At 60.2% G+C, this 26301-nt stretch carries 20 protein-coding genes and 1 tRNA gene; 13 read left to right on the forward strand and 8 right to left on the reverse strand.

Annotation, left to right across the window (positions count from 1 at the left end):
* Window positions 1-87: 87 nt before the first annotated feature.
* From ACA041_RS29365 to ACA041_RS29375, 3 genes are all read left to right on the forward strand, one after another.
* Window positions 88-3834, forward strand: a complete 3747-nt coding sequence (locus ACA041_RS29365) for a bifunctional diguanylate cyclase/phosphodiesterase (protein WP_497438949.1) — start codon at window positions 88-90, stop codon at window positions 3832-3834.
* A 15-nt stretch (window positions 3835-3849) separates the two neighbouring features.
* Window positions 3850-3926: transfer RNA gene (locus ACA041_RS29370), tRNA-Ile, on the forward strand.
* 134 nt (window positions 3927-4060) lie between these two features.
* The gene (locus ACA041_RS29375; protein ID WP_497438950.1) at window positions 4061-4393 is read left to right on the forward strand and encodes an integrase core domain-containing protein; all 333 of its coding nucleotides are present in this window, start codon (window positions 4061-4063) and stop codon (window positions 4391-4393) included.
* A gap of 27 nt (window positions 4394-4420) precedes the next feature.
* Here ACA041_RS29375 and ACA041_RS29380 read toward each other — a convergent pair whose 3' ends face one another.
* The 4 genes from ACA041_RS29380 to ACA041_RS29395 all read right to left on the reverse strand — a co-directional run bounded on the left by ACA041_RS29380 (window position 4421) and on the right by ACA041_RS29395 (window position 8424).
* Window positions 4421-4822: a type II toxin-antitoxin system HicB family antitoxin gene (locus tag ACA041_RS29380; RefSeq protein ID WP_497442194.1), complete on the reverse strand. Its 402-nt coding sequence runs from the start codon at window positions 4820-4822 to the stop codon at window positions 4421-4423.
* Between the two features lie 141 nt (window positions 4823-4963).
* Window positions 4964-5146: a type II toxin-antitoxin system HicA family toxin gene (locus ACA041_RS29385; protein WP_150747378.1), complete on the reverse strand. Its 183-nt coding sequence runs from the start codon at window positions 5144-5146 to the stop codon at window positions 4964-4966.
* Window positions 5147-5276: 130 nt separating this feature from the next.
* Window positions 5277-5921, reverse strand: coding sequence for a peptidase M41 (locus ACA041_RS29390; RefSeq protein WP_497438951.1), 645 nt, complete (start codon window positions 5919-5921; stop codon window positions 5277-5279).
* 148 nt (window positions 5922-6069) lie between these two features.
* Window positions 6070-8424 (reverse strand): glucose/quinate/shikimate family membrane-bound PQQ-dependent dehydrogenase, encoded by a 2355-nt coding sequence (locus tag ACA041_RS29395; protein WP_497438952.1) that lies wholly within the window; start codon window positions 8422-8424, stop codon window positions 6070-6072.
* Between the two features lie 175 nt (window positions 8425-8599).
* Between ACA041_RS29395 and ACA041_RS29400 the strand changes: the two genes are divergently transcribed.
* The 10 genes from ACA041_RS29400 (at window position 8600) to ACA041_RS29445 (ending at window position 19665) form a co-directional block, all read left to right on the forward strand.
* Complete coding sequence (locus ACA041_RS29400) at window positions 8600-9061, forward strand: Lrp/AsnC family transcriptional regulator (protein WP_497438953.1); 462 nt, start codon at window positions 8600-8602, stop codon at window positions 9059-9061.
* Window positions 9062-9292: 231 nt separating this feature from the next.
* Window positions 9293-10990 carry a flavin monoamine oxidase family protein gene (locus ACA041_RS29405; RefSeq protein WP_497438954.1) on the forward strand — a complete coding sequence of 566 codons (1698 nt, stop codon included), beginning with the start codon at window positions 9293-9295 and terminating at the stop codon, window positions 10988-10990.
* Window positions 10991-11002: 12 nt separating this feature from the next.
* Window positions 11003-11797, forward strand: coding sequence for a carbon-nitrogen hydrolase family protein (locus tag ACA041_RS29410; protein ID WP_497438955.1), 795 nt, complete (start codon window positions 11003-11005; stop codon window positions 11795-11797).
* A 107-nt stretch (window positions 11798-11904) separates the two neighbouring features.
* The gene (pqqF, locus tag ACA041_RS29415) at window positions 11905-14337 is read left to right on the forward strand and encodes a pyrroloquinoline quinone biosynthesis protein PqqF (protein WP_497438956.1); all 2433 of its coding nucleotides are present in this window, start codon (window positions 11905-11907) and stop codon (window positions 14335-14337) included.
* Between the two features lie 157 nt (window positions 14338-14494).
* Window positions 14495-14569, forward strand: a complete 75-nt coding sequence (pqqA, locus tag ACA041_RS29420; RefSeq protein WP_009045898.1) for a pyrroloquinoline quinone precursor peptide PqqA — start codon at window positions 14495-14497, stop codon at window positions 14567-14569.
* An 85-nt stretch (window positions 14570-14654) separates the two neighbouring features.
* Window positions 14655-15566, forward strand: a complete 912-nt coding sequence (gene pqqB / locus ACA041_RS29425; protein ID WP_497438957.1) for a pyrroloquinoline quinone biosynthesis protein PqqB — start codon at window positions 14655-14657, stop codon at window positions 15564-15566.
* Window positions 15567-15704: 138 nt separating this feature from the next.
* A complete protein-coding gene (gene pqqC / locus ACA041_RS29430; protein ID WP_497438958.1) occupies window positions 15705-16457 on the forward strand; it encodes a pyrroloquinoline-quinone synthase PqqC in 753 nt (250 codons plus the stop codon).
* Window positions 16454-16729 carry a pyrroloquinoline quinone biosynthesis peptide chaperone PqqD gene (pqqD, locus tag ACA041_RS29435; protein WP_497438959.1) on the forward strand — a complete coding sequence of 92 codons (276 nt, stop codon included), beginning with the start codon at window positions 16454-16456 and terminating at the stop codon, window positions 16727-16729. Before pqqC ends, pqqD begins: the two co-directional genes overlap by 4 nt.
* On the forward strand, window positions 16701-17876 hold the full coding sequence (pqqE, locus tag ACA041_RS29440) for a pyrroloquinoline quinone biosynthesis protein PqqE (RefSeq protein WP_497438960.1): 1176 nt from the start codon (window positions 16701-16703) through the stop codon (window positions 17874-17876). The genes pqqD and pqqE overlap by 29 nt, the downstream gene beginning before the upstream one ends.
* Window positions 17842-19665 (forward strand): alpha/beta hydrolase family protein, encoded by a 1824-nt coding sequence (locus ACA041_RS29445; protein WP_497438961.1) that lies wholly within the window; start codon window positions 17842-17844, stop codon window positions 19663-19665. The genes pqqE and ACA041_RS29445 overlap by 35 nt, the downstream gene beginning before the upstream one ends.
* Window positions 19666-19818: 153 nt before the next feature.
* Here ACA041_RS29445 and ACA041_RS29450 read toward each other — a convergent pair whose 3' ends face one another.
* The 4 genes from ACA041_RS29450 to ACA041_RS29465 form a co-directional block, all read right to left on the reverse strand.
* Window positions 19819-19977, reverse strand: a complete 159-nt coding sequence (locus ACA041_RS29450) for a YqaE/Pmp3 family membrane protein (protein ID WP_003228885.1) — start codon at window positions 19975-19977, stop codon at window positions 19819-19821.
* A gap of 335 nt (window positions 19978-20312) precedes the next feature.
* Window positions 20313-22091, reverse strand: a complete 1779-nt coding sequence (locus ACA041_RS29455; RefSeq protein WP_497438962.1) for an acyl-CoA dehydrogenase C-terminal domain-containing protein — start codon at window positions 22089-22091, stop codon at window positions 20313-20315.
* Window positions 22092-22360: 269 nt separating this feature from the next.
* On the reverse strand, window positions 22361-24157 hold the full coding sequence (locus ACA041_RS29460) for an acyl-CoA dehydrogenase C-terminal domain-containing protein (RefSeq protein WP_497438963.1): 1797 nt from the start codon (window positions 24155-24157) through the stop codon (window positions 22361-22363).
* A gap of 215 nt (window positions 24158-24372) precedes the next feature.
* Window positions 24373-26178, reverse strand: a complete 1806-nt coding sequence (locus tag ACA041_RS29465) for a phenylacyl-CoA dehydrogenase (RefSeq protein WP_497438964.1) — start codon at window positions 26176-26178, stop codon at window positions 24373-24375.
* Window positions 26179-26301: the final 123 nt, after the last annotated feature.

Raw genomic sequence — 26301 nt, forward strand, 5'->3', positions numbered from 1 at the left:
TTTTGCAGATAAAATTTCCCACGTTTCACTCCCGCCTGATTGCCCGTCTACACTCGAAACATTCCCCCGTGCCGTAACGAGACCGTTATGCAGAGACTGCCAACCGTGCTTTTTTTGCTGTCGCTGATAACCTGGACCGCAACGGCTGGCGCGCTGACTCTGACCGACGAAGAACGTAGCTGGCTGGCGGCTCACCCGGACTTGCGCCTGGGCGTCGATGCGTCCTGGCCGCCCTTCGAGTTTCGCGACGATCAGGGCCGCTACCAGGGCCTTGCAGCGGACTACATCAACAAGATTCGTCAACGCCTGAGCATCAAACTCACGCCCATCGAGCCGGTCAGTTGGACGGTTGTCCTGGAGCAGGCCAAACAAGCGAAGCTGGATTTGCTGCCGGGCATCATGTCGACCCCGGAGCGCCAGGGTTACCTGGCGTTTACCCGTCCCTACCTGGACTTTCCGATTGTCATTCTTGCCCATGTCGGCGGGCCCCAGCCGCGCAAACTGGTAGACCTGTACGGCCTGAAAATCGCCGTGGTGGAAAATTACGCCCCCCATGAACTGCTGCGCACCCACCATCCTGACCTGAATCTTGTGGCCATGCCCAATGTCAGTTCAGCCTTGCAGGCACTGGCCACCGATGAGGTGGACGCCGTGGTCGGCGATCTCGCCTCCAGCATCTGGAGCCTGCGCCAACTCAAGCTCGACGGGCTTTATGTCAGCGGTGAGACACCCTATCGCTATCAACTGGCCATGGGCGTGCCCAAGGACAACAAGATGCTGGTGGGCATACTGGACAAAGTCCTGGCCGATATGTCCCCGGATGAAATCAGCGCTATACAGGAGCATTGGGTCGGCAACGTCCTCGATCATCGGACCTTCTGGTCGGATTTGCTGGTTTACGGCCTACCCGGATTACTGCTGTTGATCGGCGTACTGGCGATGGTGATCAGGATCAACCGTCGCCTGAGCTCGGAAATCACCCGCAGGGTCGACCTGGAACAGGAACTGCGCAGCAGCGAATACCACTATCGCGGACTGGTGGAGAGTCTTTCGGCCATCGCCTGGGAAGCGAGGATCACCGATTTCACCTACAGCTACGTGTCACCCCATGCCGAGGATCTGCTGGGTTATCCCCTGTCGCACTGGCTGATTCCGGGCTTCTGGCGCAATATCATCCACCCCGCCGACCTCACCCGCGCACAGACCTTCTGCGATCAAGAAGTCCTGGCCGGGCGCGATCACTCCCTCGACTACCGGGTCATTACCGCCGACGGCCGCTGCCTGTGGGTGCGTGACATCGTCAGCCTGATCGAACACGGCCATGAACCGGTGATGCGCGGGCTGATGATCGATATCAGCGACGCCAAGCGCACAGAAGAAGCCTTGCGCCTCTCGGAACAGAAGTTTGCTTCGGTGTTCCAGCAATGCCCGGACATTCTGGTAATCGCGCGTCTGTGCGACGGTTGTTTGCTGGAGGTCAACGAGGCGTTCGAAGAACAGATCGGCCTCAAGGCTGAAGACGTCATCGGCCAGACCGCCACCGACCTGAACATCTGGGGCGTGCCCGGCGTGGGGCCGGGCTTGTTGCAGCGATTGCAGGCCGGCAGCATTCGCAACCTGGAGATGCCCTTTCGTCGCAACAATGGCCAGGTGTTTACCGGCCTGATTTCCGCAGAGCCGTTCGACCTCGATACCACCCCTGCGCTGGTGGTCGTGGTGCGCGACATCAGCCAGCTCAAGGAAACCCAGCAACAGCTGCAAACCTCCGAAGAAAAATTCGCCAAGGCCTTTCATGCCTCCCCCGATGGCTTATTGCTGTCCCGGCAAAGCGACGGTTTGCTGCTGGAGGTCAACGAGGGGTTTAGCCGCATTACCGGCTTCAACAGCGCGATGTCCGTGGATCGTTCGGCGCTGGAGTTGGGGATCTGGGTCAATCTCAACGAACGCAAACAAATGCTCGACCTGCTGCACCGTGACGGTTTCGTGCGCGACTTCAGCTGCCACATTCGCCGTAGCGACGGGCAGATCCGTCTCTGTGAGGTGTCCAGCCGGCCGCTGCCGATCGGCGATGAAGACTGCATGCTGACCATCGCCCGGGACATTACCGAGCGGCACTTGATGCAGGAGAAACTGCAACAGGCCGCCACCGTGTTCGAGAGCACCGCCGAGGGCGTGTTGATCACCGACACTCAACAGCACATCAGTGCCGTTAACCGCGCCTTTACCGAAATCACCGGCTACAGCGAGAGCGAAGCATTGGGCCACACCCCGCGCCTGCTGGCCTCAGGCCTGCACGACAGCGCGTTTTATGCGGCCATGTGGCACCAACTGACCGCCGAAGGTCATTGGCAGGGCGAGATTTCCAACCGGCGCAAGAACGGCGAGCTCTACCCGAGCTGGCTGACCATCAGCGCGGTGCGCAACCGGGACAAATTCATCACCCACTTTGTCGCCGTGTTCGCGGACATTTCCAGCCTCAAGCACGCCCAGGCCAAACTTGACTACCAGGCGCACCACGATCCGCTGACCGGCCTGCCGAACCGCACCCTGTTCGAGAGCCGGCTGCTCACCGCGCTCAACAACCAACAGGAAAACGGCGGCCAGGGCGCCGTGCTGTTCCTCGACCTGGACCGCTTCAAACACATCAACGACAGCCTCGGTCACCCGGTCGGCGACCTGTTGCTCAAAGGCATCGCCGTGCGCCTCAAGGAACAGTTGCGCGACATCGATACCGTGGCGCGCCTGGGCGGCGACGAATTCATCATCCTGCTCCCCGGCCTGCAGCAATCCAGCGACGCCGACAACATCGCGACCAAGCTGCTCAATTGCTTCGGCGCACCGTTCCAGGCCGGCGAGCACGAGTTTTTTATCAGTGCCAGCATCGGCACCAGCCTCTATCCCAAGGACGGCTGTGACGTCGCCACACTGGTCAAGAACGCCGACGCGGCGATGTATCGCTCCAAGGCCAAGGGGCGCAATCGGGTCGAAAGCTATACCCGCGACCTCACCGCCCAAGCCAGCGAGCGCGTTGCGCTGGAACATGAACTGCGGCGCGCCATCGAGCGCAATGAACTGTTCCTGCACTATCAGCCGAAGATCAGCCTCGCCGACCATAGCCTGGTCGGCGCCGAAGCGCTTATTCGCTGGCGTCACCCGACCTTTGGCGATGTACCGCCGGAACACTTCATCCCCCTGGCCGAAGAAAACGGCATGATCCTGCAGATCGGCGACTGGGTACTCGAGACCGCTTGCCGGCAGATGTACGAATGGAATCAGGTCTACGAATGCCTGGGACCACTGTCGGTCAACCTCGCCGGCGCCCAGCTGCGTCAGCCGAACCTGCTCGGCCGCATCGAACAACTGCTCAAGGACAACGGCCTGCGGCCCGATTTCCTGCAACTGGAAATCACCGAAAACTTCATCATGAGCCAGGCCGAAGAAGCGCTGGCGGTGCTGCACCAACTCAAACACCTGGGTGTACAACTGGCGATCGACGATTTCGGCACCGGCTACTCGTCCCTGAGCTACCTCAAGCGCCTGCCGCTGGACATCCTCAAGATCGACCAGTCATTTGTCCGCGGCCTGCCGGACGATCCCCACGATGCGGCCATCGTTCGCGCCATTATCGCCCTGGGCCGCAGCATGCAATTCACAGTTATTGCCGAGGGCGTCGAGACCCTGGCGCAACAGCAATTCCTGGCCGCGGAGGGTTGTGAACAGATCCAGGGCTACATCGTCAGCATGCCCCTGCCCCCAGCCGAATTCGCCGCGACGTTTCTTCGTACAGCCATATTGGATTTTTCGGATAGCACAGCCGAGAAACCATCGCTATAATCCGCGACCTACTGAGGGCCTATAGCTCAGTTGGTTAGAGCAGAGGACTCATAATCCTTTGGTCCACGGTTCAAGTCCGTGTGGGCCCACCAAACAAATCAAAGGTTTACGTCATTCAGACGTAGGCCTTTTTTGTTTCTGGCGGTTTTCGTTCCTCTATAAAGTCTGTGGACGGGCCTGCCACCTGTCGGGGCGTTTATTTCGCCAGCGGCTGTGGCGTTATCGCATGCGCCAGAGCATGAATCGCCGGGGAAATTGCTGGGACACTGCGCCGATGGAGCGTGTGTTCCGCAGTTTGAAAACGGAATGGATACCGACCGTGGGCTACAGAACCGTTCAAGAAGCTCAGCGCGATATCAGCCATTTCTTGATGCATCGGTACTACTGGATTCGACCCCATCTATTCAACGGTGGGCTGGCGCCAGCTCGGGCCGAAGAAAACTTAACATCGTGTCCGGGATTAGTTGACCACTACACCAGCGTGGCCACCACATCCAAGCTGGTTGCGCTTGCGCGCAACGCGCCATGCCTGGCGCACAATAAAAAAAAGGCGCCATAGGCGCCTTTCAGATGGTTATTGTGCTAATCAGACGGCCAGCTCTCGCAACGCAGCGGCGGCCAAAAAGCCAGAGCGTGAGGAGTAGCGGTGATCTTTGTTGACCTTCTCGTCTATACGCAACAGCAGGTTTTCAGGCAAAGAGGCGTTAAATCGAACTGACTTTCCGAGATAAGGAGTCAGATCGAAATCGACCACCGCCCACACACCGCCTTCGTAATCTGGCTCGCCTAAGTGCGCGTCTACCTCCTTAGCTTGGGGTAGAGCGTCACCGTCAGCGACCATGCCTTCTAAATGTAGCGCCAGTGCTTCGCGTACATTTTCAAGCGCTTCCGAGAAGGTGCTGCCGGACGAGAAGCATCCAGGCACGTCGGGCACAATCACCCCGTAATCAGAATCGGCGTCTTTATGTATTACGACTGGAAATTTCATCATGCGCTCCTTTGAGCTTCTAGCATGCTATACGCTCTTCAATCGGTTGAGCCAGAGCAGGCGCCTCTGTAAGGACAGCCACTGTTACCGAACCGACCCACCGAAAACCCTGCTGTAGGGTTTCAGGCGGTGCGTTCGGCCTCACTTGAGGCCGGCGGACTTTAAAATACTGTGCAGCGTTCCTTTAGCGATTTCAGACTTGGGGTGTGGAACTGTCACCCGGCCAGGTTTTGTTGGATGTTTGAACTGGTGATGACTGCCTTTTACTGCCACCTCCTCCCACCCATCTGCCAACATCAGATCAATCACCTCTCTACTTCGCATCCCGTCCCTCCCCTTGCTCCGATGTTGTGTATGATACACACACCAACAAGCAACACAAGCAATCACTACACACTATACACAACGACGATTCAGGTAAGCGTCGTCGCTTACTTCGGCAAAAGTCAGCGGCTTACGCCCAAACACTCGAAGGAATAGCCTGTACTGGCCGCAGCCGTTCAAGCATTTCCCCCGTCAACACAACCTCATACGTATCCGCCGCCCTTCCCCACTGCTCCACCATGACCATGCCGTCTACCAACGCCAATGCCAGTTCAATAATCGTATCGGCCAACGCCTCCACGATTTCTTGAGTCCGTAGCCACACGCGATCAGTGATCTCCTTGAGCTCAGCCGTTATGCGGTCAGACGACGCGGGATCTGTATCGGGGTAGGCGATGTTACGGAGCAATTGCTGCAACTCCCTTACTTTTGCGTAATCCTGTTCCGCCCCAAGCCCTCCTTTGAGGATGGTTGTCGCTTTCGACTTGTCGACGAGTTTCCTGGGCGAATGCGCTGAAGATAATGTCTGCCCCATAGAGCCAGCCAAGAGGACCATCATCCGCGCCTCCAAATGACTTTTCATCGAGTCCATCGACGCAATGGGCCGCGCCAAGGTGATGGAAGCACCCCCTTGATGCCTCAAGTCCATGGTCACTGTCAGGGTCACGCCGCCTGTTGCAAACCCCAAGGCACGGGCCATGACGTAGTGCCCCATTTCGTGATGTGCAATCTGTAATGCATGGTCCCGTACAGCGGGAGGCATCTTGTTCGTCATCTCCGTCACCTCGCATCCCTGGATTTTGCATTCGACTACGAGTGACTGTCGCTGTCCATCGTGGCGTCCCGTTGATGGCTTCAGGTCAGTTCGCACGCCCAAAAAAGCCGCGCAATTGCGCGGCTTTTTCGTACCTGCTATTCAGCCTTTACTCAGGTAAGGCGTAAGCAATGACATAGTCCCCACGGTCCGGCGACTGACGTGCGCCACCAACAGTGAGCAGGACGTACTGCTTGCCGGTTTTCGGCGACACGTAGGTCATCGGTCCGGATTGGCTACCCACCGGCAAACGCGACTTCCAAATTTCGTTGCCGTTGCCGGTATCGAAAGCACGCAGGTAGAAGTCCTGGGTCCCCGCGAAGAACAGCAAGCCCGACTGGGTCGCCAGCGATGCGCCCAAGGTCGGCATGCCGATCGGGATCGGCAGGTGCATGCGAATGCCCAGCGGGCCGGTGTCCTGCACGGTGCCGACCGGCACCTGCCACATCAGTTTGCGGGTCTTGAGGTCGATGGCGGACATGGTGCCAAACGGTGGTTTCTGGCACGGAATGCCAGCCGCCGAGAGGAAGCGTTCGCGCATGGCGCCGAACGGTGTACCTTCCTGCGGTACCACGCCCATTTCGATTCCGCTGGCCCCGGCGGCAATCTTGTCGCGCGGGATCATGTAGTTGGCCAGGCCCAGGCGCATGTCGTTGACGAACATGTAGTGGGTGTTCGGATCGACCGATACGCTGCCCCAGTTCATACCGCCCAGGGAACCCGGAAACTGCAGGGCCCGGTCCATGCCCGGCGGCGTGTAGACGCCTTCGTGGCGCATGCCTTTGAACTGGATGCGGCACATCAACTGGTCAAACGGCGTGGCGCCCCACATGTCGGATTCGGTGAGTGTCTGGTTGCCGATTGACGGCATGTCCACCGAGAACGGCTGGGTCGGCGAGTAGCGTTCGCCAGGCACGTTGCCCTGCGGCACCGGACGCTCTTCGACGCGGGCGATCGGCACGCCCGTTTCGCGGTTGAGCAGGAATATCTCACCCTGTTTGGTGACTTGCGCCAGGGCTGGCTGGGTGCCGCCCTTGTCGTCAGGCACGTCGTAGAGCAGCGGTTGGGCGGGCAGGTCGAAGTCCCACAGATCGTGGTGCGTGGTCTGGAAGTGCCAGCGTACCTGACCGGTCTTCACGTCGATGGCGACAATGGACGAACTCCACTTGTCGTCGAACTCGGTGCGTTGACCGGCGAAGAAGTCCGGTGTGGCGTTACCGGTGGGCAAGTACACCAGACCGAGCTGGGCGTCGTAGGACATGGCCGACCAGACATTGGGCGTGCCACGGGTATAGGTCTCGCCGGCTGTCGGACGTTTGGTGGTGTTCGGGTTGCCCGGATCCCAGGCCCACACCAGCTCACCACTGCGCACGTCATAGGCACGGACCACACCTGGCGGTTCGCCGGTGGAGTAGTTATCGGCCACGCGGCCGCCGATGATCACGACATCCCCTGCTACCAGTGGGGTCGAAGTCTGCTGGTAGTAACCCGGCTTCACTTCGCCCATGTCGGTTGTCAGGTCGACCGTGCCTTTGTTGCCAAACTCTTCACACGGCTCACCGGTTTCGGCGTTGATGGCGATTAGACGCGCATCGCCGGTCGGCAGAAACAGACGTTTCGTACAGGCTGTTGGCGGGTTGTCCGTAGACGCAGAGGCTTCGGAATAACCCAGCCCCCGGCAGCGCTGCCAATTGGGCGCGGTACCCTGCGGATCGAACTTCCAGCGCTGGGCGCCGGTGTCGGCATCCAGAGCGAAGACTTTGCCGTAGGCAGTGCAGGTGTAGACGGTGTCGCCGATCTGCAGCGGCGTATTCTGGTCTTCGGCGCCGGCGCCGGTGCTTTCAGGAATATCGCCGGTGCGGAAGGTCCACGCCACCTGCAGCTTGTCGATGTTGCCTTTGTTGATCTGGTCCAGCGCGGCAAAGCGGTTGCCGGCGGTGGTGTTGCCCCAATGCGCCCATTTTTTCTGTTCAGTACCCGCGGCGACCGGCGTCACAGCGGGTTCACTGCTGGCCTTGACCACAGGTGTCGGTACGAACATGTAGGCCAGCGTTGCAACCACACCAACGCCCAGAATGCCGGCCAGACCGTAGGCACCACGGCCCGCGGTCGCGCCCGAGGCTCGCACCAGGGTCGGGTAGATCAACGCGACTACCAGGCCGATCACGGCGAAGGTCAGTACCCGCGAAACCAGCGGCCAGTATTCAAGACCGGCGTCCCATACCGCCCAGATCGCCGTCAGGATCAGCGCCAGGCCATACAGCCATGCACCCTGCGGTTTACGCCGGGCGATCATCAGTCCGGACACCAGCATCGCCAGGCCCATCAACAGGAAGTACGCGCTGCCACCGAGCGAGATCAGATAGCCACCGCCACCGGCCAATCCAAGCCCGATCAATGCGATGAGGACACCTGGCCCCACCAGCAACCATTTGCCGCCGGCGGCAGCCCCAGAATTATTCATGTCGAAAATTTTCCCCATTTGTGACAAGCGCGGAATAATGTACCAACTGGTTACTTATGGCAAATTGTCGCAGGCACAAATGGCATGAACGGTACCGAGCCTGGATCAGGCATCCGCTTCGAGGGCTGTGCCTGTAACATGCTTACCCATTGCTTTGAGCCACTGGAGCCGCCCCTTGCCTGACATCCGCCCGCCCATCCTTGACGAAATCGACCGCCAATTGATCGCCGCCCTGCAGATCAATGCCCGCGAAAGCGTGGCCATGCTCGCCCGGCACCTCGGTATTGCCCGCACTACCGTTACGTCACGGCTGGCGCGACTGGAAAAGGCCAAAGTGATCACCGGTTACGGTGTGCGTTTGGGGCAACGTGTGGTGGATGGAGGGCTGCAGGCGTATGTCGGGATCACGGTGCAACCGCGGTCCGGCAAGGAAGTGTTGCGCCGCCTCAGTACCATGGCACAGGTGCAGCAGCTGTGTGCGGTGAGTGGCGAATTTGATTATGTGGCGTGGTTGCGCACCGATTCGCCGGAGCAGCTGGATCAGTTGCTGGATCAGATTGGCAGTGTGGATGGGGTGGAGAAGACGACTACGTCGATCATTTTGAGTAGCAAGATTGATCGGGGGCAGCCGGGTTGAGTTTCTGCCTGTAGAAGTTCGGTGTCTGGTCAGGCCTCTTCGCGGGCAAACCCGCTCCCACAGGGACCGTGCTTTGTCAGTCTGTATCGTGCTGTCGTCGTAGTGCGCAAATAACATGCAAAACGACGACACATTGCGTCTTATTAACGTGTTCTACGCTCTCTAGAATGGCTGCCATCTTTTCCTATACTCAGATGCGCACTGCGCGTCGGGTCGCCAGCAAGGTCAGCCATGAACAAGAACAATCGCCATCCTGCAGACGGTAAAAAACCGGTTACCATTTTCGGCCCGGACTTCCCTTTCGCCTTCGACGACTGGATTGAACACCCGGCCGGCCTGGGCAGTATTCCTGCGCACAACCACGGTGCCGAAGTGGCGATTGTCGGTGCCGGTATCGCGGGTCTGGTGGCGGCTTACGAGTTAATGAAACTGGGCCTCAAGCCCGTCGTCTATGAAGCTTCGAAAATGGGCGGCCGTCTGCGTTCCCAAGCGTTCAACGGCGCCGAAGGCATCGTCGCCGAACTCGGTGGCATGCGGTTCCCGGTGTCGTCCACCGCGTTTTATCACTACGTCGATAAACTCGGCCTGCAGACCAAACCCTTCCCGAACCCGCTGACACCTGCCTCGGGCAGTACCGTGATCGACCTGGAAGGCAAAACCCATTACGCACAGAAACTGGCGGATCTTCCTGCACTGTTCCAGGAAGTGGCTGACGCCTGGGCGGATGCACTGGAAGCCGGTTCGCAGTTCTCCGATATCCAGCAAGCGATCCGCGACCGCGACGTGCCACGCCTCAAGGAATTGTGGAACACCCTGGTGCCGTTGTGGGACGACCGCACGTTCTACGACTTCGTTGCCACCTCCGAAGCCTTCGCCAGGCTCTCGTTCCATCACCGCGAAGTGTTCGGCCAGGTCGGTTTCGGCACCGGTGGCTGGGACTCGGACTTCCCGAACTCGATGCTGGAAATCTTCCGCGTGGTGATGACCAACTGCGACGATCACCAGCACCTGGTGGTCGGTGGCGTCGAACAAGTGCCACTGGGCATCTGGCGCCATGTGCCGGAGCGTTGCGTGCACTGGCCGGAAGGCACCAGTCTCAGCTCGTTGCACAGCGGCGCACCTCGATCCGGCGTGAAGAAAATTGCCCACGCACCGAACGGCCGTTTTACGGTCACCGACAACTACGGTGACACCCGCGAATACGCGGCGGTACTGACCACCTGCCAGAGCTGGCTGCTGACCACCCAGATCGAATGCGACGAAACCCTGTTCTCGCAAAAGATGTGGATGGCCCTGGACCGCACCCGCTATATGCAATCGTCGAAAACCTTCGTGATGGTCGACCGCCCGTTCTGGAAGGACAAGGACCCGGAAACCGGCCGCGACCTGATGAGCATGACCCTTACCGATCGCCTGACCCGCGGCACGTACTTGTTTGAAAACGGCAAGTTCGACAACGGCGACGACAAGCCCGGGGTGATTTGCCTGTCGTACTCGTGGATGAGCGACGCGCTGAAAATGCTTCCACACCCGGTGGAAAAACGCGTCAAGCTGGCGCTGGATTCGTTGAAGAAGATCTACCCGAAAGTCGACATCGCCGCGCGGATCATCGGCGACCCGATTACCGTGTCCTGGGAAGCCGATCCGCATTTCCTCGGTGCGTTCAAAGGCGCCCTGCCCGGCCACTACCGCTACAACCAGCGCATGTACGCGCATTTCATGCAGGCGGACATGCCGGCTGAGCAACGGGGCATTTTCATCGCCGGCGACGACGTTTCCTGGACGCCGGCCTGGGTCGAAGGCGCGGTGCAGACTTCGCTCAATGCGGTGTGGGGCATCATGAAACACTTCGGCGGTGAAACTCACGCCGAGAACCCGGGTCCAGGAGATGTGTTCAACGAGATCGGTCCGATCGCCCTGCCCGAGTAAGAGGAATCCGAAATGCGCGTAGCCCTTTACCAATGTCCACCATTGCCCCTGGATGTCCCGGGCAATCTGCAACGCCTGCATCAACTGGCGCTGGAGGCCAAAGGCGCCGACCTGCTGGTGCTGCCGGAGATGTTCCTGACCGGCTACAACATCGGCCTTGATGCGGTCAGTGTGCTGGCGGAGGTGTACAACGGTGAATCGGCGCAGCAGATCGCGCGCATCGCCAAGACCGCGGGGATTGCCATTTTGTATGGCTACCCCGAGCGCACCGAAGATGGACAGATCTACAACGCCGTGCAATTGATCGACGCCCATGGCGAACGCCTGTGCAACTACCGCAAGACGCATCTGTTCGGTGATCTCGATCACTCGATGTTCAGCCCGGGCAAGGACGAGTTTCCGCTGGTCGAGCTCAACGGCTGGAAGCTCGGATTCCTGATCTGCTACGACCTGGAATTCCCGGAAAACGCCCGGCGCCTGGCCCTGGCCGGTGCCGAGCTGATTCTGGTGCCGACGGCGAACATGGTCCCCTATGACTTTGTCGCCGACGTCACGGTCCGCGCCAGGGCTTTTGAAAACCAGTGTTATGTGGCTTACGCCAACTACTGCGGGCACGAAGGTGAAATTCAGTACTGTGGCCAGAGCAGCATCGCCGCGCCCGATGGCAGTCGTATCGCTCAGGCCGGCCTGGATGAAGCCTTGATTGTCGGCGAGCTGGATCGGCAGTTGATGGTCGATTCCCGCGCGGCCAATCGTTATCTGCTCGATCGTCGGCCCGAGCTTTACAGCCAGCTGAACAAGCGCTGATCCATTTCAGGGGGCGTTCTCGATCAGTTTCCCCGGTGCGATGTGGAACTGATGGAGAACGCCCCCCAATCCGCTAGCATTAGCGCTTCCCTGTTCTGGAAGTGCTCATGCCTGCGCCGAATCACCCCCGCCTTCACACTGAAACCCTGGCCAACGGTCTGCGGGTGACGTTGCGTCATGCTCCCGATTTGAAGCGTTGCGCTGCGGCGTTGCGCGTCGCCGCGGGCAGCCATGATGTTCCGCTGGCCTGGCCTGGTCTGGCGCACTTTCTGGAACATCTGCTGTTTCTCGGTACCGAGCGCTTTCCTGCAGGTCAAGACTTGATGGCCTACGTACAGGGTCATGGCGGGCAGGTGAATGCCCGGACCAGTGAACGCACGACCGACTTTTTCTTTGAATTGCCACCTCAGGCGTTTGGCGGGGGGCTGGAGCGTCTGTCAGACATGCTCGCTTATCCGCGTATGAATCCGGACGATCAGCGGCGGGAACGGGAAGTGCTGCACGCAGAATTTGTCGCCTGGTCACGGGATGCGACGGCCCAGCAGCAGTTTTCGCTGTTCGATGGTGTTTGCGCCGCTCATCCGTTGCGCGCGTTTCATGCGGGCAATCGCTATAGCCTGCCGCTGCCGCAGACGGAGTTTCAAAACGCGCTGAAGGATTTCCATTATCGCTTTTATCAGACCGGACAGATGACGCTGAGCCTGGCGGGGCCTCAGGGGCTCGATGAATTGCGCTCGATGGCGCAAAGCTTTGGCGCAGTCATTCCGGCGGGGAAAGAAGTCCCGCAACAAGCCCCTGTGCCGCTGATGGAGTCTGCGAACAATAGTTATCAACAGGCTGGCGAGCGCCGGCTGGATCTGTTGTTCGCCTTCGAAGCGCTGCCGGATGCCTCGGCCGAAGGTTTGTCGTTCCTGTGCCATTGGTTGAACTGCGCGAAACCAGGTGGCCTGCTGGCGGTTTTGCGCGACGGCGGGATGGCCGACATCCTGAAAGCCACGCCGCTGTACCGGTTCGCCGGCCAAGCATTGCTGCACGTCGAGTTCACCTTACCCACCCATGCCACGCACACCGGGATCCGCGAGCAGTTACTGGACTGGCTGGGCTTTTTTGCCTCCCGGCATGACTGGAGCGCGTTGCGCGAAGAGTACGCCGCCCTGTTGCGACGTCAGCAGCTGGTCAGCGGGGCATTGGCCCTGGCGCGACTGGACAGCGAGCAACTAGAGGCCGGTTTATCCGACCAGGGTGTCATCGCCCTGAAGGAGATCCTGCAGCAAATGGGCGCTGTGGATAACTTCAGCGGCCAATGGCAAATGCCGACAGCCAATCCCTTTTTACACGCTGAGGCTCCAGCCTCAAGTGCCGGACTGATCCGCGGCCAGACCAGCAAACACCGCGGTCTGCGGACCTTTGCCCAGGATCGCTCGCGCAGCCGCCGCGAACGCTCGCCGATGCAATTCAGCCAGGCGTTGCCGGATAATACGGCTGAAGGCGCCGTTTACCTGCGCTGGCGCTTGGCATTGGCGCCTCGCAGCAACCTGCAGTCGGCACTGGAAAACCGCCTGCAACCCTTGCGTGAAGATGCTCGTCAGGCAGGTGTCGAGTTTTCCTTCAGCGCGACGGGCAATGAATGGCTGCTGAAAATGACCGGATTGCAGGAGCCGATGCCGACAGTCCTCGAACACGCACTGAAAGAACTGACAAATGCTGATGTCGCGGTCTCACACACTGCATCGACAAGCGCTGCGCTGATGCCGATTCGGCAGTTGCTCAAAGCACTGCCTGATCACTGCCTGGAACAAACCCCTGACTCGGACGACTTGCAGCAGTTGTGGTCGAATGCGTACTGGGAGGGTCTGGCGACAGGCCTGTCCGCCCAGACCCAAGCGGCGATGGGCCCGGCCTTGAGCCGTGTGCCGGGCAGCCCGGACAACCAACCTGGCTCATACTCATCGATCTGTTCTGAACATCTCTGGCACCACATCGACACCGGCTGCAGCGAGCACGCGCTACTGCTCTTTTGTCCGACCGCAACCCGGGACATCGCCGACGAAGCCGCCTGGCGCTTGCTTGCTCACCTGTGCCAGACACCTTTCTATCAGCGTTTGCGGGTAGAGCTGCAGCTGGGCTATGCGGTATTCAGCGGCCTGCGGCAGATTCATGGGCAGACCGGGCTGCTTTTCGGTGTTCAATCACCGAGTGTTGCACCCGTTTACCTGCTGGAGCACATTGAACAATTCCTGAACGGATTGCCCAGGATGATCCATGGCATTGATGATGCGGCCTTCGTCGCCCAGCGCCAGGCCTTGGCCGATCAGTTTGTCAGCACCGCGGTGCCACATATCCAGGCCGCTGAATTACTATGGCAGGGCAAACTGGCGGGCCACTCGTCGGATTATCTGACCCAACTACCCGAGGCGATTCTGCAGATCGACCGCCCCGCCCTGCTCGACGCCATCCAGCGGTTGAACAAGGCCGACGGCGGCTGGCGCTGCCTGGCCACCAGCTCGGGGCCGAGCGCCCCTTGGCAAGTGGCAAAATGATCATTACCGGCGCTGCAATTAGCTTTCTCAAAGATTCCCGGCCAATCATTCTGAAATTTTGAGTAACATAGCCACCTAACTATCTGAACATCTCCGACTGGAGGTGGACTATATGTATAGGTATCAACTGTCTTATCCACCTGAAAGGAGCACTCTCATGTCCTGGTCCAAACCTGCTTACACCGATCTGCGTATCGGCTTTGAAGTCACCATGTACTTCGCAAGCCGCTAAGTCCTGCCGTTTTGGTAGAGATGATGTGCAACGCCTCGGTTCGCCGAGGCGTTTTTATTTTCTGCTGTGAAATGATGGAGCAGCCATGTTTGTCCAGATTCTAGGTTCCGCCGCCGGCGGCGGTTTCCCCCAGTGGAACTGCAACTGCGCCAACTGCGCAGGCTTTCGCAGCGGTAGCCTGCGGGCCGAGGCGCGGACCCAGTCGTCCATCGCGATTTCCGATGACGGCGTAAATTGGGTGCTGTGCAACGCCTCACCGGACATCCGCGCCCAGCTCCAGAGTTTTGCGCCAATGCAGCCGGGCCGCGCCCTGCGCGATACCGGCATTAGCGCGATCATCCTGATGGACAGCCAGATCGACCACACCACTGGCCTGCTCAGCCTGCGCGAAGGTTGCCCGCATCAGGTCTGGTGCACCGACATGGTCCACGAAGACCTGAGCACCGGTTTCCCGTTGTTCCCCATGCTCACCCACTGGAACGGCGGGCTGAGCTGGAACCGCATCGAACTTGATCATAGCTTCAGCATCCCGGCGTGCCCGAACCTGCGTTTTACCCCGCTGCCCCTGCGCAGCGCCGCCCCGCCGTACTCGCCGCACCGCTTTGACCCGCATCCGGGCGACAACATCGGCCTGATCGTCGAAGACCTGAAGACCGGCGGCAAACTGTTCTACGCCCCGGGCCTGGGCAAGGTCGATTCGCCGCTGCTGGAAATCATGGCCGGCAGCGATTGCCTATTGGTGGACGGCACGATGTGGGACGACGACGAGATGCAGCGCCGTGGCGTCGGCACGCGCACCGGCCGGGAAATGGGCCACCTGGCGCAGAACGGTCCTGGCGGCATGCTGGAAGTACTGGAAAAACTGCCCAAACCGCGCAAAGTGCTTATCCACATCAACAACACCAACCCGATTCTCGATGAGGATTCGCCGGAACGTGCGGAGCTGGGTCGGCGCAAGGTTGAAGTGGCGTATGACGGCATGAGTATTGTGTTGTAAGGGGCCGAGACCGCTTCGCGGTCTATCGCCAGCAGGCTGGCTCCCACAGGGAATGCGATCAACTGTGGGAGCCAGCCTGCTGGCGATGAGGCCGGTCCAGACACCACAAAATCCACCGGCTGTACCCGGAGAACCGCAATGACTGACACCCCAATGTCCCCCGCCGAATTCGAAGCCGCGTTGCGCGCCAAAGGCGCCTACTATCACATCCATCACCCCTACCACGTGGCGATGTATGAAGGCCGGGCCACCCGCGAGCAGATCCAGGGCTGGGTTGCCAACCGCTTTTACTACCAGGTGAACATTCCCCTCAAGGACGCCGCGATCCTCGCCAACTGCCCGGACCGCGAGATCCGTCGCGAGTGGATTCAGCGCCTGCTGGACCACGACGGCGCCCCCGGCGAAGACGGCGGTATCGAAGCCTGGCTGCGCCTCGGCCAGGCCGTCGGTCTGGACCCGGATCAGTTACGCTCCCAGGAGCTGGTGCTGCCCGGCGTGCGTTTCGCCGTGGATGCCTACGTCAACTTCGCCCGTCGCGCCAGTTGGCAGGAAGCCGCCAGCAGCTCCCTGACCGAACTGTTCGCGCCACAGATCCACCAATCGCGCCTGGACAGCTGGCCGCAGCACTATCCATGGATCGACCCGGCCGGTTATGAATATTTCCGCACCCGCCTGGGTCAGGCGCGCCGGGATGTCGAACACGGTCTGGCGATCACCTTGCAGCACTACACGACGCGGCAAGGCCAGGAGCGCATGCTGGAAATTCTCCAGTTCAAACTGGACATCCTTTGGAGCATGCTCGATGCCATGAGCATGGCTTACGAACTGAACCGCCAGCCATATCACAGCGTGACCGGGCAACGGGTCTGGCATAAAGGAATCACCTTATGAGTTTCGACCGCAGCAAGACCCCGACCTGGCGTCAGGGCTACCGCTTCCAGTACGAACCGGCGCAGAAAGGCCACGTATTGCTCTACCCGGAAGGCATGATCAAACTCAATGAAAGCGCCGCGTTGATCGGCGGCCTGATCGACGGCCAGCGCGATGTCGCGATGATCATTGCCGAACTGGGTGCGCAGTTTCCCGACGCGCCCGAGCTCGGTGATGACATCGAGCAGTTCATGGAGGTCGCCCGTGCTCAGCACTGGATCGAACTTGCCTGATTCCGTGTCAGACAAGTTACCGCCCAAACCGGAAATCGGCCTGCCGCTGTGGCTGCTGGCCGAACTGACCTATCGCTGCCCGCTGCAATGCCCCTACTGCTCCAATCCGCTGGATTTCGCCGAGCAGGGCAAAGAACTCAGCACCGAGCAGTGGATCAAGGTATTTCGCGAAGCGCGGGAGATGGGTGCGGCGCAATTGGGCTTTTCCGGTGGCGAGCCGCTGGTGCGCCAGGACCTCGCCGAGCTGATCTTCGAAGCGCGCCAGCTGGGTTTCTACACCAACCTGATCACCTCCGGCATTGGCCTGACCGAGCAGAAAATCAGCGACTTCAAGAAGGCGGGTCTGGATCACATTCAAATCAGCTTTCAGGCCAGCGACGAGCAAGTGAACAACCTGTTGGCCGGCTCGAAAAAAGCCTTCGCCCAGAAGCTCGAAATGGCTCGTGCGGTGAAGGCCCACGGCTATCCGATGGTGCTCAACTTCGTGACCCATCGGCACAACATCGACAAGATCGATCGGATCATCGAGCTGTGCATCGCCCTTGAAGCCGACTTCGTCGAACTCGCCACCTGCCAGTTTTACGGTTGGGCGCAGCTCAATCGGGTCGGCCTGTTACCAACCCGGGAACAACTGGTCCGCGCCGAACGCGTCACCAATGAATACCGCGCCAAACTGGAAGCCCAAGGGCATCCGTGCAAGCTGATTTTCGTCACCCCTGACTATTACGAAGAACGCCCGAAAGCCTGCATGAACGGCTGGGGCAGTATTTTTCTGACGGTCACACCAGACGGCACCGCCCTGCCCTGTCACGGCGCCCGGCAACTGCCGGTGCAATTTCCCAACGTGCGCGACCACAGCATGCAGCATATCTGGTACGACTCGTTCGGCTTCAACCGCTTCCGCGGTTACGACTGGATGCCCGAGCCGTGCCGCTCCTGCGACGAGAAAGAAAAGGACTTCGGCGGCTGCCGTTGTCAGGCATTCATGCTCACCGGTGACGCGAGCAATGCCGACCCGGTGTGCAGCAAGTCGCACCATCATGGCGTGATCCTCAAGGCCCGCGAAGAAGCCGAGCACGCGACCCAGACCATCGAACAACTGGCCTTTCGCAATGAACGAAACTCACGCCTCATCGCCAAAAGCTGAACCCTTCAGCGCCGCCAGAGCCGTCGCTGCCGGTGTCGACTTTGCCGAATTGCAGCTCGGTCGGCACGGCTTGTTCTGGAACGAGTACCGCCCGGAGGATGCCGCCTGCCGCCTCTGGCAGTGGCGCGATGGCCAGGCGCATTGCCTGACGCCGCCGGGTTTCAGTGTGCGCAGTCGAGTGTACGAATATGGCGGTGGCGCGTTTTGCCTGACCGATGACGGGATCGTTTTCGTCAACGAGGCGGACCAGCAGTTGTACCGACAGTCGCTCAAAGGCGAGCCGCAGGTACTGACTGACAGTGAATGCCGCTATGGCGATCTGCAGTTCGCCAACGGGCAGGTGCTGGCTGTTGAAGAGAACCGGGACCGGCACCGTCTGGTCGCCATCGACCTGGTGGACGGCACGCGGCACTTACTGGCCGAGGGCGCGGATTTTTACGCCTCGCCGACCCTGAGCCCGGATGCTCGCCGTCTGGCCTGGATCGAATGGAGCCGCCCGGATCAGCCCTGGACCGCGACCCGCCTGATGGTTGCCGAGCGCCAGGACGATGGCGGTTATGCTCAGCCGCGCTGCGTGGCCGGCGATGTGACTCAGGCGTCGCTGCAACAGCCCCGGTTCGATGCCAGCGGCCGGCTGTTCTGTCTGACTGATAGAGGCGGGTACTGGCAACCTTGGGTGGAGTCGGACGACGGTCTGAGCCCTCTGCCAAGCGCCGCTGCCGACCATGGGCCGGCTCCGTGGCAACTGGGCGGATGCACCTGGCTGCCTACAGGCGAAGGCAGCTATCTGGCAAGCTGGACCGAAGGCGGTTTTGGCCGATTGGGTCTGGTTGGCGAGACTGACGAGGATTTCACCGGTGACTACAGCCGCTTCCGCCATCTGGCGCTGGATGCGCAGTTCATTTACTGCATCGCCGCCTCACCGATCAGCCCGCCAGCGGTGATTGCCATCGATCGCCACACCCGCCAGGTCAAGGTGCTGGCCGGCGGTGCAGCGCCGCTGCCGGCCGAACAGATCAGCCTGCCGCTAACCCTGCGCTACCCGAGCGGTTCAGGCGAAGCCCATGGCTTCTTCTATCCGGCGATGACCGGGGATGCGCAACCGCCGCTGGTGGTGTTCATCCACGGCGGCCCGACCTCGGCCTGCTACCCGATGCTCGATCCGCGCATCCAGTACTGGGCACAACGCGGCTTCGCCGTGGCCGACCTCAATTATCGCGGCAGCAGCGGCTACGGCCGGGCTTATCGCCAGGCGCTGCATCTGGGCTGGGGTGAAGTCGATGTGGAAGATGCCTGCGCGGTCGTTACTTATCTCGCCGAGCGCGGGCTGATCGATGGCGACCGGGCGTTTATTCGCGGCGGCAGCGCCGGCGGCTACACCACCCTTTGCGCCTTGGCTTTCCACAAGGTTTTCCGCGCCGGCGCCAGCCTGTATGGCGTCAGCGATCCTGTCGCTCTCGGCCGTGCAACCCACAAGTTCGAAGGTGATTATCTGGATTGGCTGATCGGTGATCCGGTGCTGGATGCCGAGCGTTACGCCGCGCGAACGCCGCTGCTGCATGCGAGCAATATCAGTGTTCCGGTGATTTTCTTTCAGGGGGAACAGGATGCCGTGGTGGTGCCGCAACAGACTCGCGACATGGTCGAGGCTCTGCAGAAAAACGGTATTCTGGTTGAAGCGCATTATTACGGGGACGAACGTCATGGTTTCCGCAAGGCGGGTAATCAGGCCCATGCGCTGGAGCAGGAGTGGTTGTTTTATCGGCGGGTGATGGCGTTGGCGGACTGAAGCCTTTGCTCAATTGCAGAAATTGCAGCGCCTCATTCGCGAGCAGGTCGAATCGTCGCACCGTCGCTCCCACATTTATCGTGCTCCTGGGGAACTCGGTCGACTGTGGGAGCGAGCCTGCTCGCGAAAGCGATTTACCTGACGCCGCCAGTATCAGCGCTTGGCAATGATATACACCGCATGCACGATCCCCGGAATGTAACCGCACAACGTCAGCAGAATATTCAGCCAGAACGCTCCGCCGAAACCGACTTGCAGAAACACACCCAGTGGCGGCAACAGAATGGCGATGATGATTCGAATAAAGTCCATGGGATCAGCTCCTGATTGAAGTGGGCTCTCGTGAGCCATACATCTAATCGACCCGTGCCGTTCGTCAGGGTTCAGTATCGTCATCGTCATCGTCAACGGACTGAGCTGACACTTTTCTGCGGGCAAAAGAAAACCCCGCCGAAGCGGGGCTTTGCAGACTGTTTCCCTGACATCCATTTCACTCCGCCGTCCTGGCAGAATCCTACGTGTCCGTGTTGTTGCTTTGCGCTTCCTGCGCGACGTCCATGTGAAGTAGATTAGCTGTGGATCCAATCTTCGACCATGGGAAAACAGCATCACGTCTTGTAAGAGATTGCTTACATGACGTTACATTGTCAGAACTGGCTTGCCTCCAGCAGGAAAAGCGATTCGCTACCCGCCTTCACCGACGCGCTCAACGAATGAATGCGCGGCAGCAGGCGGGCGAAATAGAACCGTGCCGTGCCCAGCTTGCTCGCGTAGAAATCGTCCTGCGCCTCTTTTCCGTAGGCGGCCTTGGCCATCAGCGCCCACATATAGGCGTACGCCACATAACCGAAAGTCTGCAGATACTCGACCGATGCCGCGCCGATTTCATTCGGGTTGTTTTTCGCCCGGTCGAGCAACCACGCGGTCAACTCGTCAAGTGTAGTCACGGCATCGTTCAGTGGCTTGGTGAACTCCGCCAGGTCAGCACTGGCGGTCGCAGTGAAATGACGGATCTCGTCGGCGAACAAGTCATAGAACGCACCGCCACTGCCGACAATCTTGCGCCCCACCAGGTCCAGCGCCTGAATGCCGTTGGTGCCTTCGTAGATCTGGGTGATGCGCACGTCGCGCACCAGTTGCTCCTGACCCCACTCGCGGATGTAGCCGTGGCCGCCGAACACCTGCTGGCCGTGCACCGTGGTCTCCAGGCCGAGATCGGTGAGGAACGCCTTGGCCACCGGCGTCAGCAAGGCCACCAGGTCTTCGGCCCGTTTGCGGGTGGGGGCGTCTTCGCTGAATTTGGCGGTGTCCAGTTGCATCGCCACGTACGTCGAGAACGCACGGCCGCCTTCGTTCGAGGCTTTCATGGTCAGCAGCATGCGCCGCACGTCCGGGTGGACGATGATCGGATCAGCGACCTTGTCCTTGTTCTGCGCACCGGTCGGCGAACGGCTTTGCAGGCGATCGCGCGCGTATTCGACGGCGTTCTGGTACGAGCGCTCGCCAGTGGCCAGCCCCTGGATACCCACCCCCAAACGCTCGTAGTTCATCATGGTGAACATCGCCGCCAGGCCCTTGTTCGGCTCGCCGACCAGGTAACCCACGGCCTCGTCGAAGTTCATCACACAGGTCGCGGACGCCTGGATGCCCATCTTGTGTTCGATCGAACCGCAGTTGGCCGGGTTGCGTGCGCCCAGGCTGCCATCGGCATTGACCATGAACTTGGGCACCAGGAACAGCGAAATGCCTTTCGGCCCCGCCGGCGCGTCCGGCAGTTTGGCCAGCACCAGGTGGATGATGTTCTCGGTCAGGTCGTGTTCGCCGCCGGTGATGAAGATCTTGGTGCCGCTAACCTTGTAGGAGCCGTCCGCCTGGGGCTCGGCCTTGGTGCGGATGATCCCCAGGTCGGTGCCGGCGTGCGGCTCGGTCAGGCACATGGAGCCGGCCCAGACCCCGGCGTACATGTTCGGCAGGTACGCCGCTTTCAGTTCTTCGCTGGCGTGGGCATTGAGCGACAGGCAGGCCCCGGCGGTCAGCATCGGGTACAGGCCGAACGACAGGCTGGCGGAGTTGACCATTTCCTCGACCTGGGCCGAGACCGCCTTGGGCATGCCCATGCCGCCATAGGCCGGATCGCCACCGACCCCCACCCAACCGCCTTCAGCGTAAGTCTGATAGGCCTGGGGGAAACCGGCCGGCGTGGTGACGGCACCGTCCGCCCAGTGGCAACCTTCTTCGTCCGCCGCACGGCTCAGGGGCGCGATGCTTTTGCTGGTGACCTTGCCGGCTTCTTCGAGAATGGCTTCGACGGTTTCGGCATCGACGGAATCGGCCAGCGCTGGCAGCTGGGCCCAGAGTTTCGTGACCTCGAACACTTCATTGAGGACGAAGCGCATATCGCGCAGGGGCGCTTTGTAGTCAGCCATGGCAAACCTCGCAAGATCTAAACGGGTGAATCGTGGAAGGGTGTTTTCGTTGAGTCCGAGTGTAACCCAACAACTTTTGCGACACATAGGGTCAGGCCGTGACTGTTTTGTAATTTTTAGTCACTGGCAATCAGTTGAATATTTTTTGTCTGCCGGAACCATTCGCGGGCAAGCCTCGCTCCTACAGGTCCTCGTCGTACGCGCGAGCACGAACGACACAGACCCTGTAGGAGCGAGGCTTGCCCGCGAAGCTTTTAAAGCCCTGACCGTTAAAGCGAGAACAACTCCGCCGGCAACTGCATCAGACAATCACTACCCGCCTCGATAGCGGCCCGATGAGCGGCAGTTCGTGGCAACAATCGCTTGAAGTAAAACTCGCTGGTCGCCAGTTTGCCCCGGCAGTAATCGGCGTCGCCGCTGCCGTCGTCAAGCTGCGCCTGAGCCACCAATGCCATGCGCAGCCACAAATAGCCGAGGATGATGTAACCGCTGTACATCAGGTAATCCACCGACGCGGCGCCGACTTCATCAGGGTTTTTCATCGCCGCCATGCCGACCCTGGTGGTCAGCTCGCCCCACTGCTGATTCAGTTCGTCGAGCTGCGCCACATAAGAGGCAAGTTGCGGATGCTCGGCGTTGGCGGCGCAGAATTTGTGGACGATTCGGCTGAATCCGCGCAGCAGCTTCCCCTGGCTGCCGAGCACCTTTCGTCCGAGCAAGTCCAGCGCCTGAATACCGTTGGTGCCTTCGTAGATCGGCGCGATACGGCAGTCGCGGACCAACTGCTCCATGCCCCATTCACGAATGAAACCGTGCCCACCGAATACCTGCATGCCTTGATTGGTCACTTCCAGCCCGGTATCGGTCATGAAGGCCTTGCAGATCGGTGTCAGGAACGCCAACAGGTCTTCGGCCTCCTGGCGCGCGGTGGCATCCGGGTTCAGATGCGCGGTATCCAGCAACTGCGCGGTGAAGTAGGTCAGCGCCCGGTTGCCTTCGTTGAAGGCTTTCATGGTCAGCAGCATCCGGCGCACATCAGGATGAACGATGATCGGGTCGGCGACCTTTTCCGGCGCTTTCGGCCCGGTCAGCGAGCGCATCTGCAGACGGTCGTTGGCGTACCTGATCGCCCCCTGGAAACTGGCCTCCCCCAGACACAATCCCTGCATCCCGGTGCCCAGGCGCGCATGGTTCATCATGGTGAACATGCAGTTCAGGCCCTTGTTCGGCTCCCCGATCAAAAAGCCCTTGGCCCCGTCGAAGTTAAGGACACAGGTGGCGGAGGCCTTGATCCCCATTTTGTGCTCGATCGAACCGCAGGACACGCCGTTGCGCTCCCCAGCCTCACCTTCGGTGTCAGGCAGGAACTTGGGCACGATGAACAGCGAGATGCCCTTGGTCCCGGCCGGCGCATCCGGCAGCTTCGCCAGCACCAGATGGATGATGTTGTCACTCAGGTCGTGTTCGCCGGCGGAGATGAAGATCTTGCTGCCGGAGATCGAGTAACTGCCGTCGGCCACAGGCACGGCGCGGGTCTTGATGATGCCCAGGTCAGTGCCGCAATGGGCTTCGGTCAGGCACATGGTGCCGGTCCATAGGCCGGCGGTGAGTTTGCTCAGGTAGGTCTGCTTCTGCTCTTCGGTACCATGGGCGTGAATCGCCGACATCGCACCGTGGGTCAGCCCCGGGTACATGCCCCAGGATGTGTTGCTGGAACCGACCATTTCACTGATGACCAGGCCCAGGGAGCTGGGCAAACCCTGGCCGCCGTAGGTCGGATCCGCCGCCAGGCCATGCCAGCCGCCTTCGACATATTGGGCGAATGCCTGCTTGAACCCTGCAGGCGTCGTCACCACGCCGTTGTCGAAATGGCAGCCCTCTTCGTCTCCGCTGCGGTTCAGCGGTGCGAGCACGTTCTCACAGAATTTCGCACCTTCTTCGAGGATCGCATTGACCATGTCCGGGCTGGCGTCGTTGACACCCAGCGCCGCGTAATTGCTGTGAAAGTCGAACACGTGGTCGATCAGAAAGCGCATGTCGCGCAGGGGAGCTTTGTACTCGGGCATGGTCATTTCTCCGTCAGCAGATCTCCCAAACCTACTGCCCCCGGCCAGGCCCCACAATCACAGTCCAGACGCTGAATGCGCCATCATCACTCATCCCGCAGCAACATCTGATCCACCGCGCCGCCGGGTTCGCCAGCACGCCGGCTCCTACACGGGGCACAAAAAAAGGCCGCAGCTCCCGAAGAAGCAGCGGCCTGGTGAAGAACGCGTAAGGCTTAGTAGCCCAGTGCGAAGTCTTCTTCTTTCATGTCCATCAGGTTGTTGGCCCCCGACAGCATGGTTACAACGTGAGTGCGGGTACGCGGCAGAATGCGCTGGAAGTAGAAACGCGCCGTCTGCAGCTTGGCGGTGTAGAACGCCTCTTCGGACGTGCCGGCCGCCAGTTTCTCGGCCGCCAGACGCGCCATGTCAGCCCAGAAGTAGGCCAGGCAGGCGTAACCGGAATACATCAGGTAATCCACCGACGCCGCGCCGACTTCTTCGCGATCTTTCATGGCCGCCATACCGACCTTCATGGTCAGCTCGCCCCACTCTTTGTTCAGCGCCGCCAATGGCTCGACGAACTCTTTGACGGCTTCGTTGCCTTCGTTGGTCTGGCAGAACTTGTGAACGATTTTGGTGAAGCTTTTCAGGGCTTCGCCTTGAGTCATCAACACTTTGCGGCCCAGCAGGTCGAGTGCCTGGATACCGGTGGTGCCTTCGTACAGCATCGAAATGCGGCTGTCGCGAACGTTCTGCTCCATGCCCCACTCGGCGATGAAACCGTGACCGCCGTAGATTTGCACGCCATGGTTGGCGGATTCAAAACCGACTTCAGTCATGAAGGCTTTGGCGATCGGAGTCATGAAGGCCAGCAGTGCATCGGCTTTCTTTTTCTCTTCTTCATCTACGCCGTACTTGACGATGTCGACTTGTTTGGCGGTGAAGTAAACCATTGCGCGGTTGCCTTCGGCGAACGCCTTCATGGTCAACAGCATGCGACGTACATCGGGGTGCACGATGATCGGGTCAGCGGCTTTTTCCGGCGCTTTCGGGCCAGTCAGGGAGCGCATTTGCAGGCGATCGCGAGCGTATTTCAGGCCGCCCTGGAATCCGATCTCGGCGTGGGCCAAGCCTTGCAGCGCGGTACCCAGGCGTGCGGTGTTCATGAAGGTGAACATGCAGTTCAGACCTTTGTTCGCCGGGCCGATCAGGTAGCCGGTGGCCGCGTCGAAGTTCATCACGCACGTGGCGTTACCGTGGATGCCCATCTTGTGTTCCAGGGAACCACAGGTCACGGCGTTGCGAGCACCGATCGAGCCGTCTGCGTTTGGCAGGAATTTCGGAACGATGAACAGGGAAATGCCCTTGGTGCCGGCCGGTGCATCCGGCAGACGTGCCAGCACGATGTGGACGATGTTGTCGGCCATGTCGTGTTCACCGGCCGAGATGAAGATCTTGGTGCCGGAGACTTTGTAGGAACCGTCGGCCTGAGGTTCGGCCTTGGTGCGCAGCATGCCCAGGTCGGTGCCGCAGTGCGGTTCGGTCAGGCACATGGTGCCGGTCCATTCGCCGGACACCAGTTTGGTCAGGTAGGCCTCTTGCTGCTCAGGCGTGCCGTGCTCGGAAATGGTGTTCATTGCGCCATGGGACAGCCCCGGGTACATGCCCCACGACCAGTTGGCTTCGCCAACCATTTCGCTGACTGCCAGACCCAGAGACTCCGGCAGCCCTTGACCACCGTGCTCCACGTCGTGGGCCAGGCTTGGCCAGCCGCCTTCGACGAATTGCTTGTAGGCTTCCTTGAAACCGGTCGGGGTTTTAACGCCGGACTCGCTCCAGGTGCAGCCTTCGGTGTCACCCACGCGGTTCAGCGGAGCCAGCACCTGCTCACAAAACTTGGCGCCTTCTTCGAGAATGGCGTGAACCATGTCCGGAGTTGCGTCTGCACAAGCCGGAAGGCTCTGATAGTGCGCTTCGTAGCCGAGCAGTTCGTCACGAACGAAGCGAATATCACGCAAGGGGGCCTTGTAGTCAGGCATAGCGATAAACCTCTGCTGATGTAACCGGGAATGAACGACCGCGTTGATTTGTTGTGGCGGTCAAACAGTTGTTTGAAACATACGTTTACGCCCAAACCTTGTCAAGCGCCGATCTTTCGCCGT

The organism is Pseudomonas sp. LBUM1676 (genome assembly GCF_059695605.1).

Excerpts from the sequence above, each read along its gene's own strand:
- ACA041_RS29365 (WP_497438949.1), top strand. The coding sequence starts at position 88 with ATGCAGAGACTGCCAACCGTGCTTTTTTTGCTGTCGCTGATAACCTGG.
- ACA041_RS29375 (WP_497438950.1), top strand. The coding sequence starts at position 4,061 with ATGCGCCAGAGCATGAATCGCCGGGGAAATTGCTGGGACACTGCGCCG.
- ACA041_RS29380 (WP_497442194.1), bottom strand. The coding sequence starts at position 4,822 with ATGAAATTTCCAGTCGTAATACATAAAGACGCCGATTCTGATTACGGG.
- ACA041_RS29385 (WP_150747378.1), bottom strand. The coding sequence starts at position 5,146 with ATGCGAAGTAGAGAGGTGATTGATCTGATGTTGGCAGATGGGTGGGAG.
- ACA041_RS29390 (WP_497438951.1), bottom strand. The coding sequence starts at position 5,921 with ATGACGAACAAGATGCCTCCCGCTGTACGGGACCATGCATTACAGATT.
- ACA041_RS29395 (WP_497438952.1), bottom strand. The coding sequence starts at position 8,424 with ATGAATAATTCTGGGGCTGCCGCCGGCGGCAAATGGTTGCTGGTGGGG.
- ACA041_RS29405 (WP_497438954.1), top strand. The coding sequence starts at position 9,293 with ATGAACAAGAACAATCGCCATCCTGCAGACGGTAAAAAACCGGTTACC.
- ACA041_RS29410 (WP_497438955.1), top strand. The coding sequence starts at position 11,003 with ATGCGCGTAGCCCTTTACCAATGTCCACCATTGCCCCTGGATGTCCCG.
- pqqF (WP_497438956.1), top strand. The coding sequence starts at position 11,905 with ATGCCTGCGCCGAATCACCCCCGCCTTCACACTGAAACCCTGGCCAAC.
- pqqB (WP_497438957.1), top strand. The coding sequence starts at position 14,655 with ATGTTTGTCCAGATTCTAGGTTCCGCCGCCGGCGGCGGTTTCCCCCAG.
- pqqC (WP_497438958.1), top strand. The coding sequence starts at position 15,705 with ATGACTGACACCCCAATGTCCCCCGCCGAATTCGAAGCCGCGTTGCGC.
- pqqD (WP_497438959.1), top strand. The coding sequence starts at position 16,454 with ATGAGTTTCGACCGCAGCAAGACCCCGACCTGGCGTCAGGGCTACCGC.
- ACA041_RS29445 (WP_497438961.1), top strand. The coding sequence starts at position 17,842 with ATGAACGAAACTCACGCCTCATCGCCAAAAGCTGAACCCTTCAGCGCC.
- ACA041_RS29450 (WP_003228885.1), bottom strand. The coding sequence starts at position 19,977 with ATGGACTTTATTCGAATCATCATCGCCATTCTGTTGCCGCCACTGGGT.
- ACA041_RS29455 (WP_497438962.1), bottom strand. The coding sequence starts at position 22,091 with ATGGCTGACTACAAAGCGCCCCTGCGCGATATGCGCTTCGTCCTCAAT.
- ACA041_RS29460 (WP_497438963.1), bottom strand. The coding sequence starts at position 24,157 with ATGCCCGAGTACAAAGCTCCCCTGCGCGACATGCGCTTTCTGATCGAC.
- ACA041_RS29465 (WP_497438964.1), bottom strand. The coding sequence starts at position 26,178 with ATGCCTGACTACAAGGCCCCCTTGCGTGATATTCGCTTCGTTCGTGAC.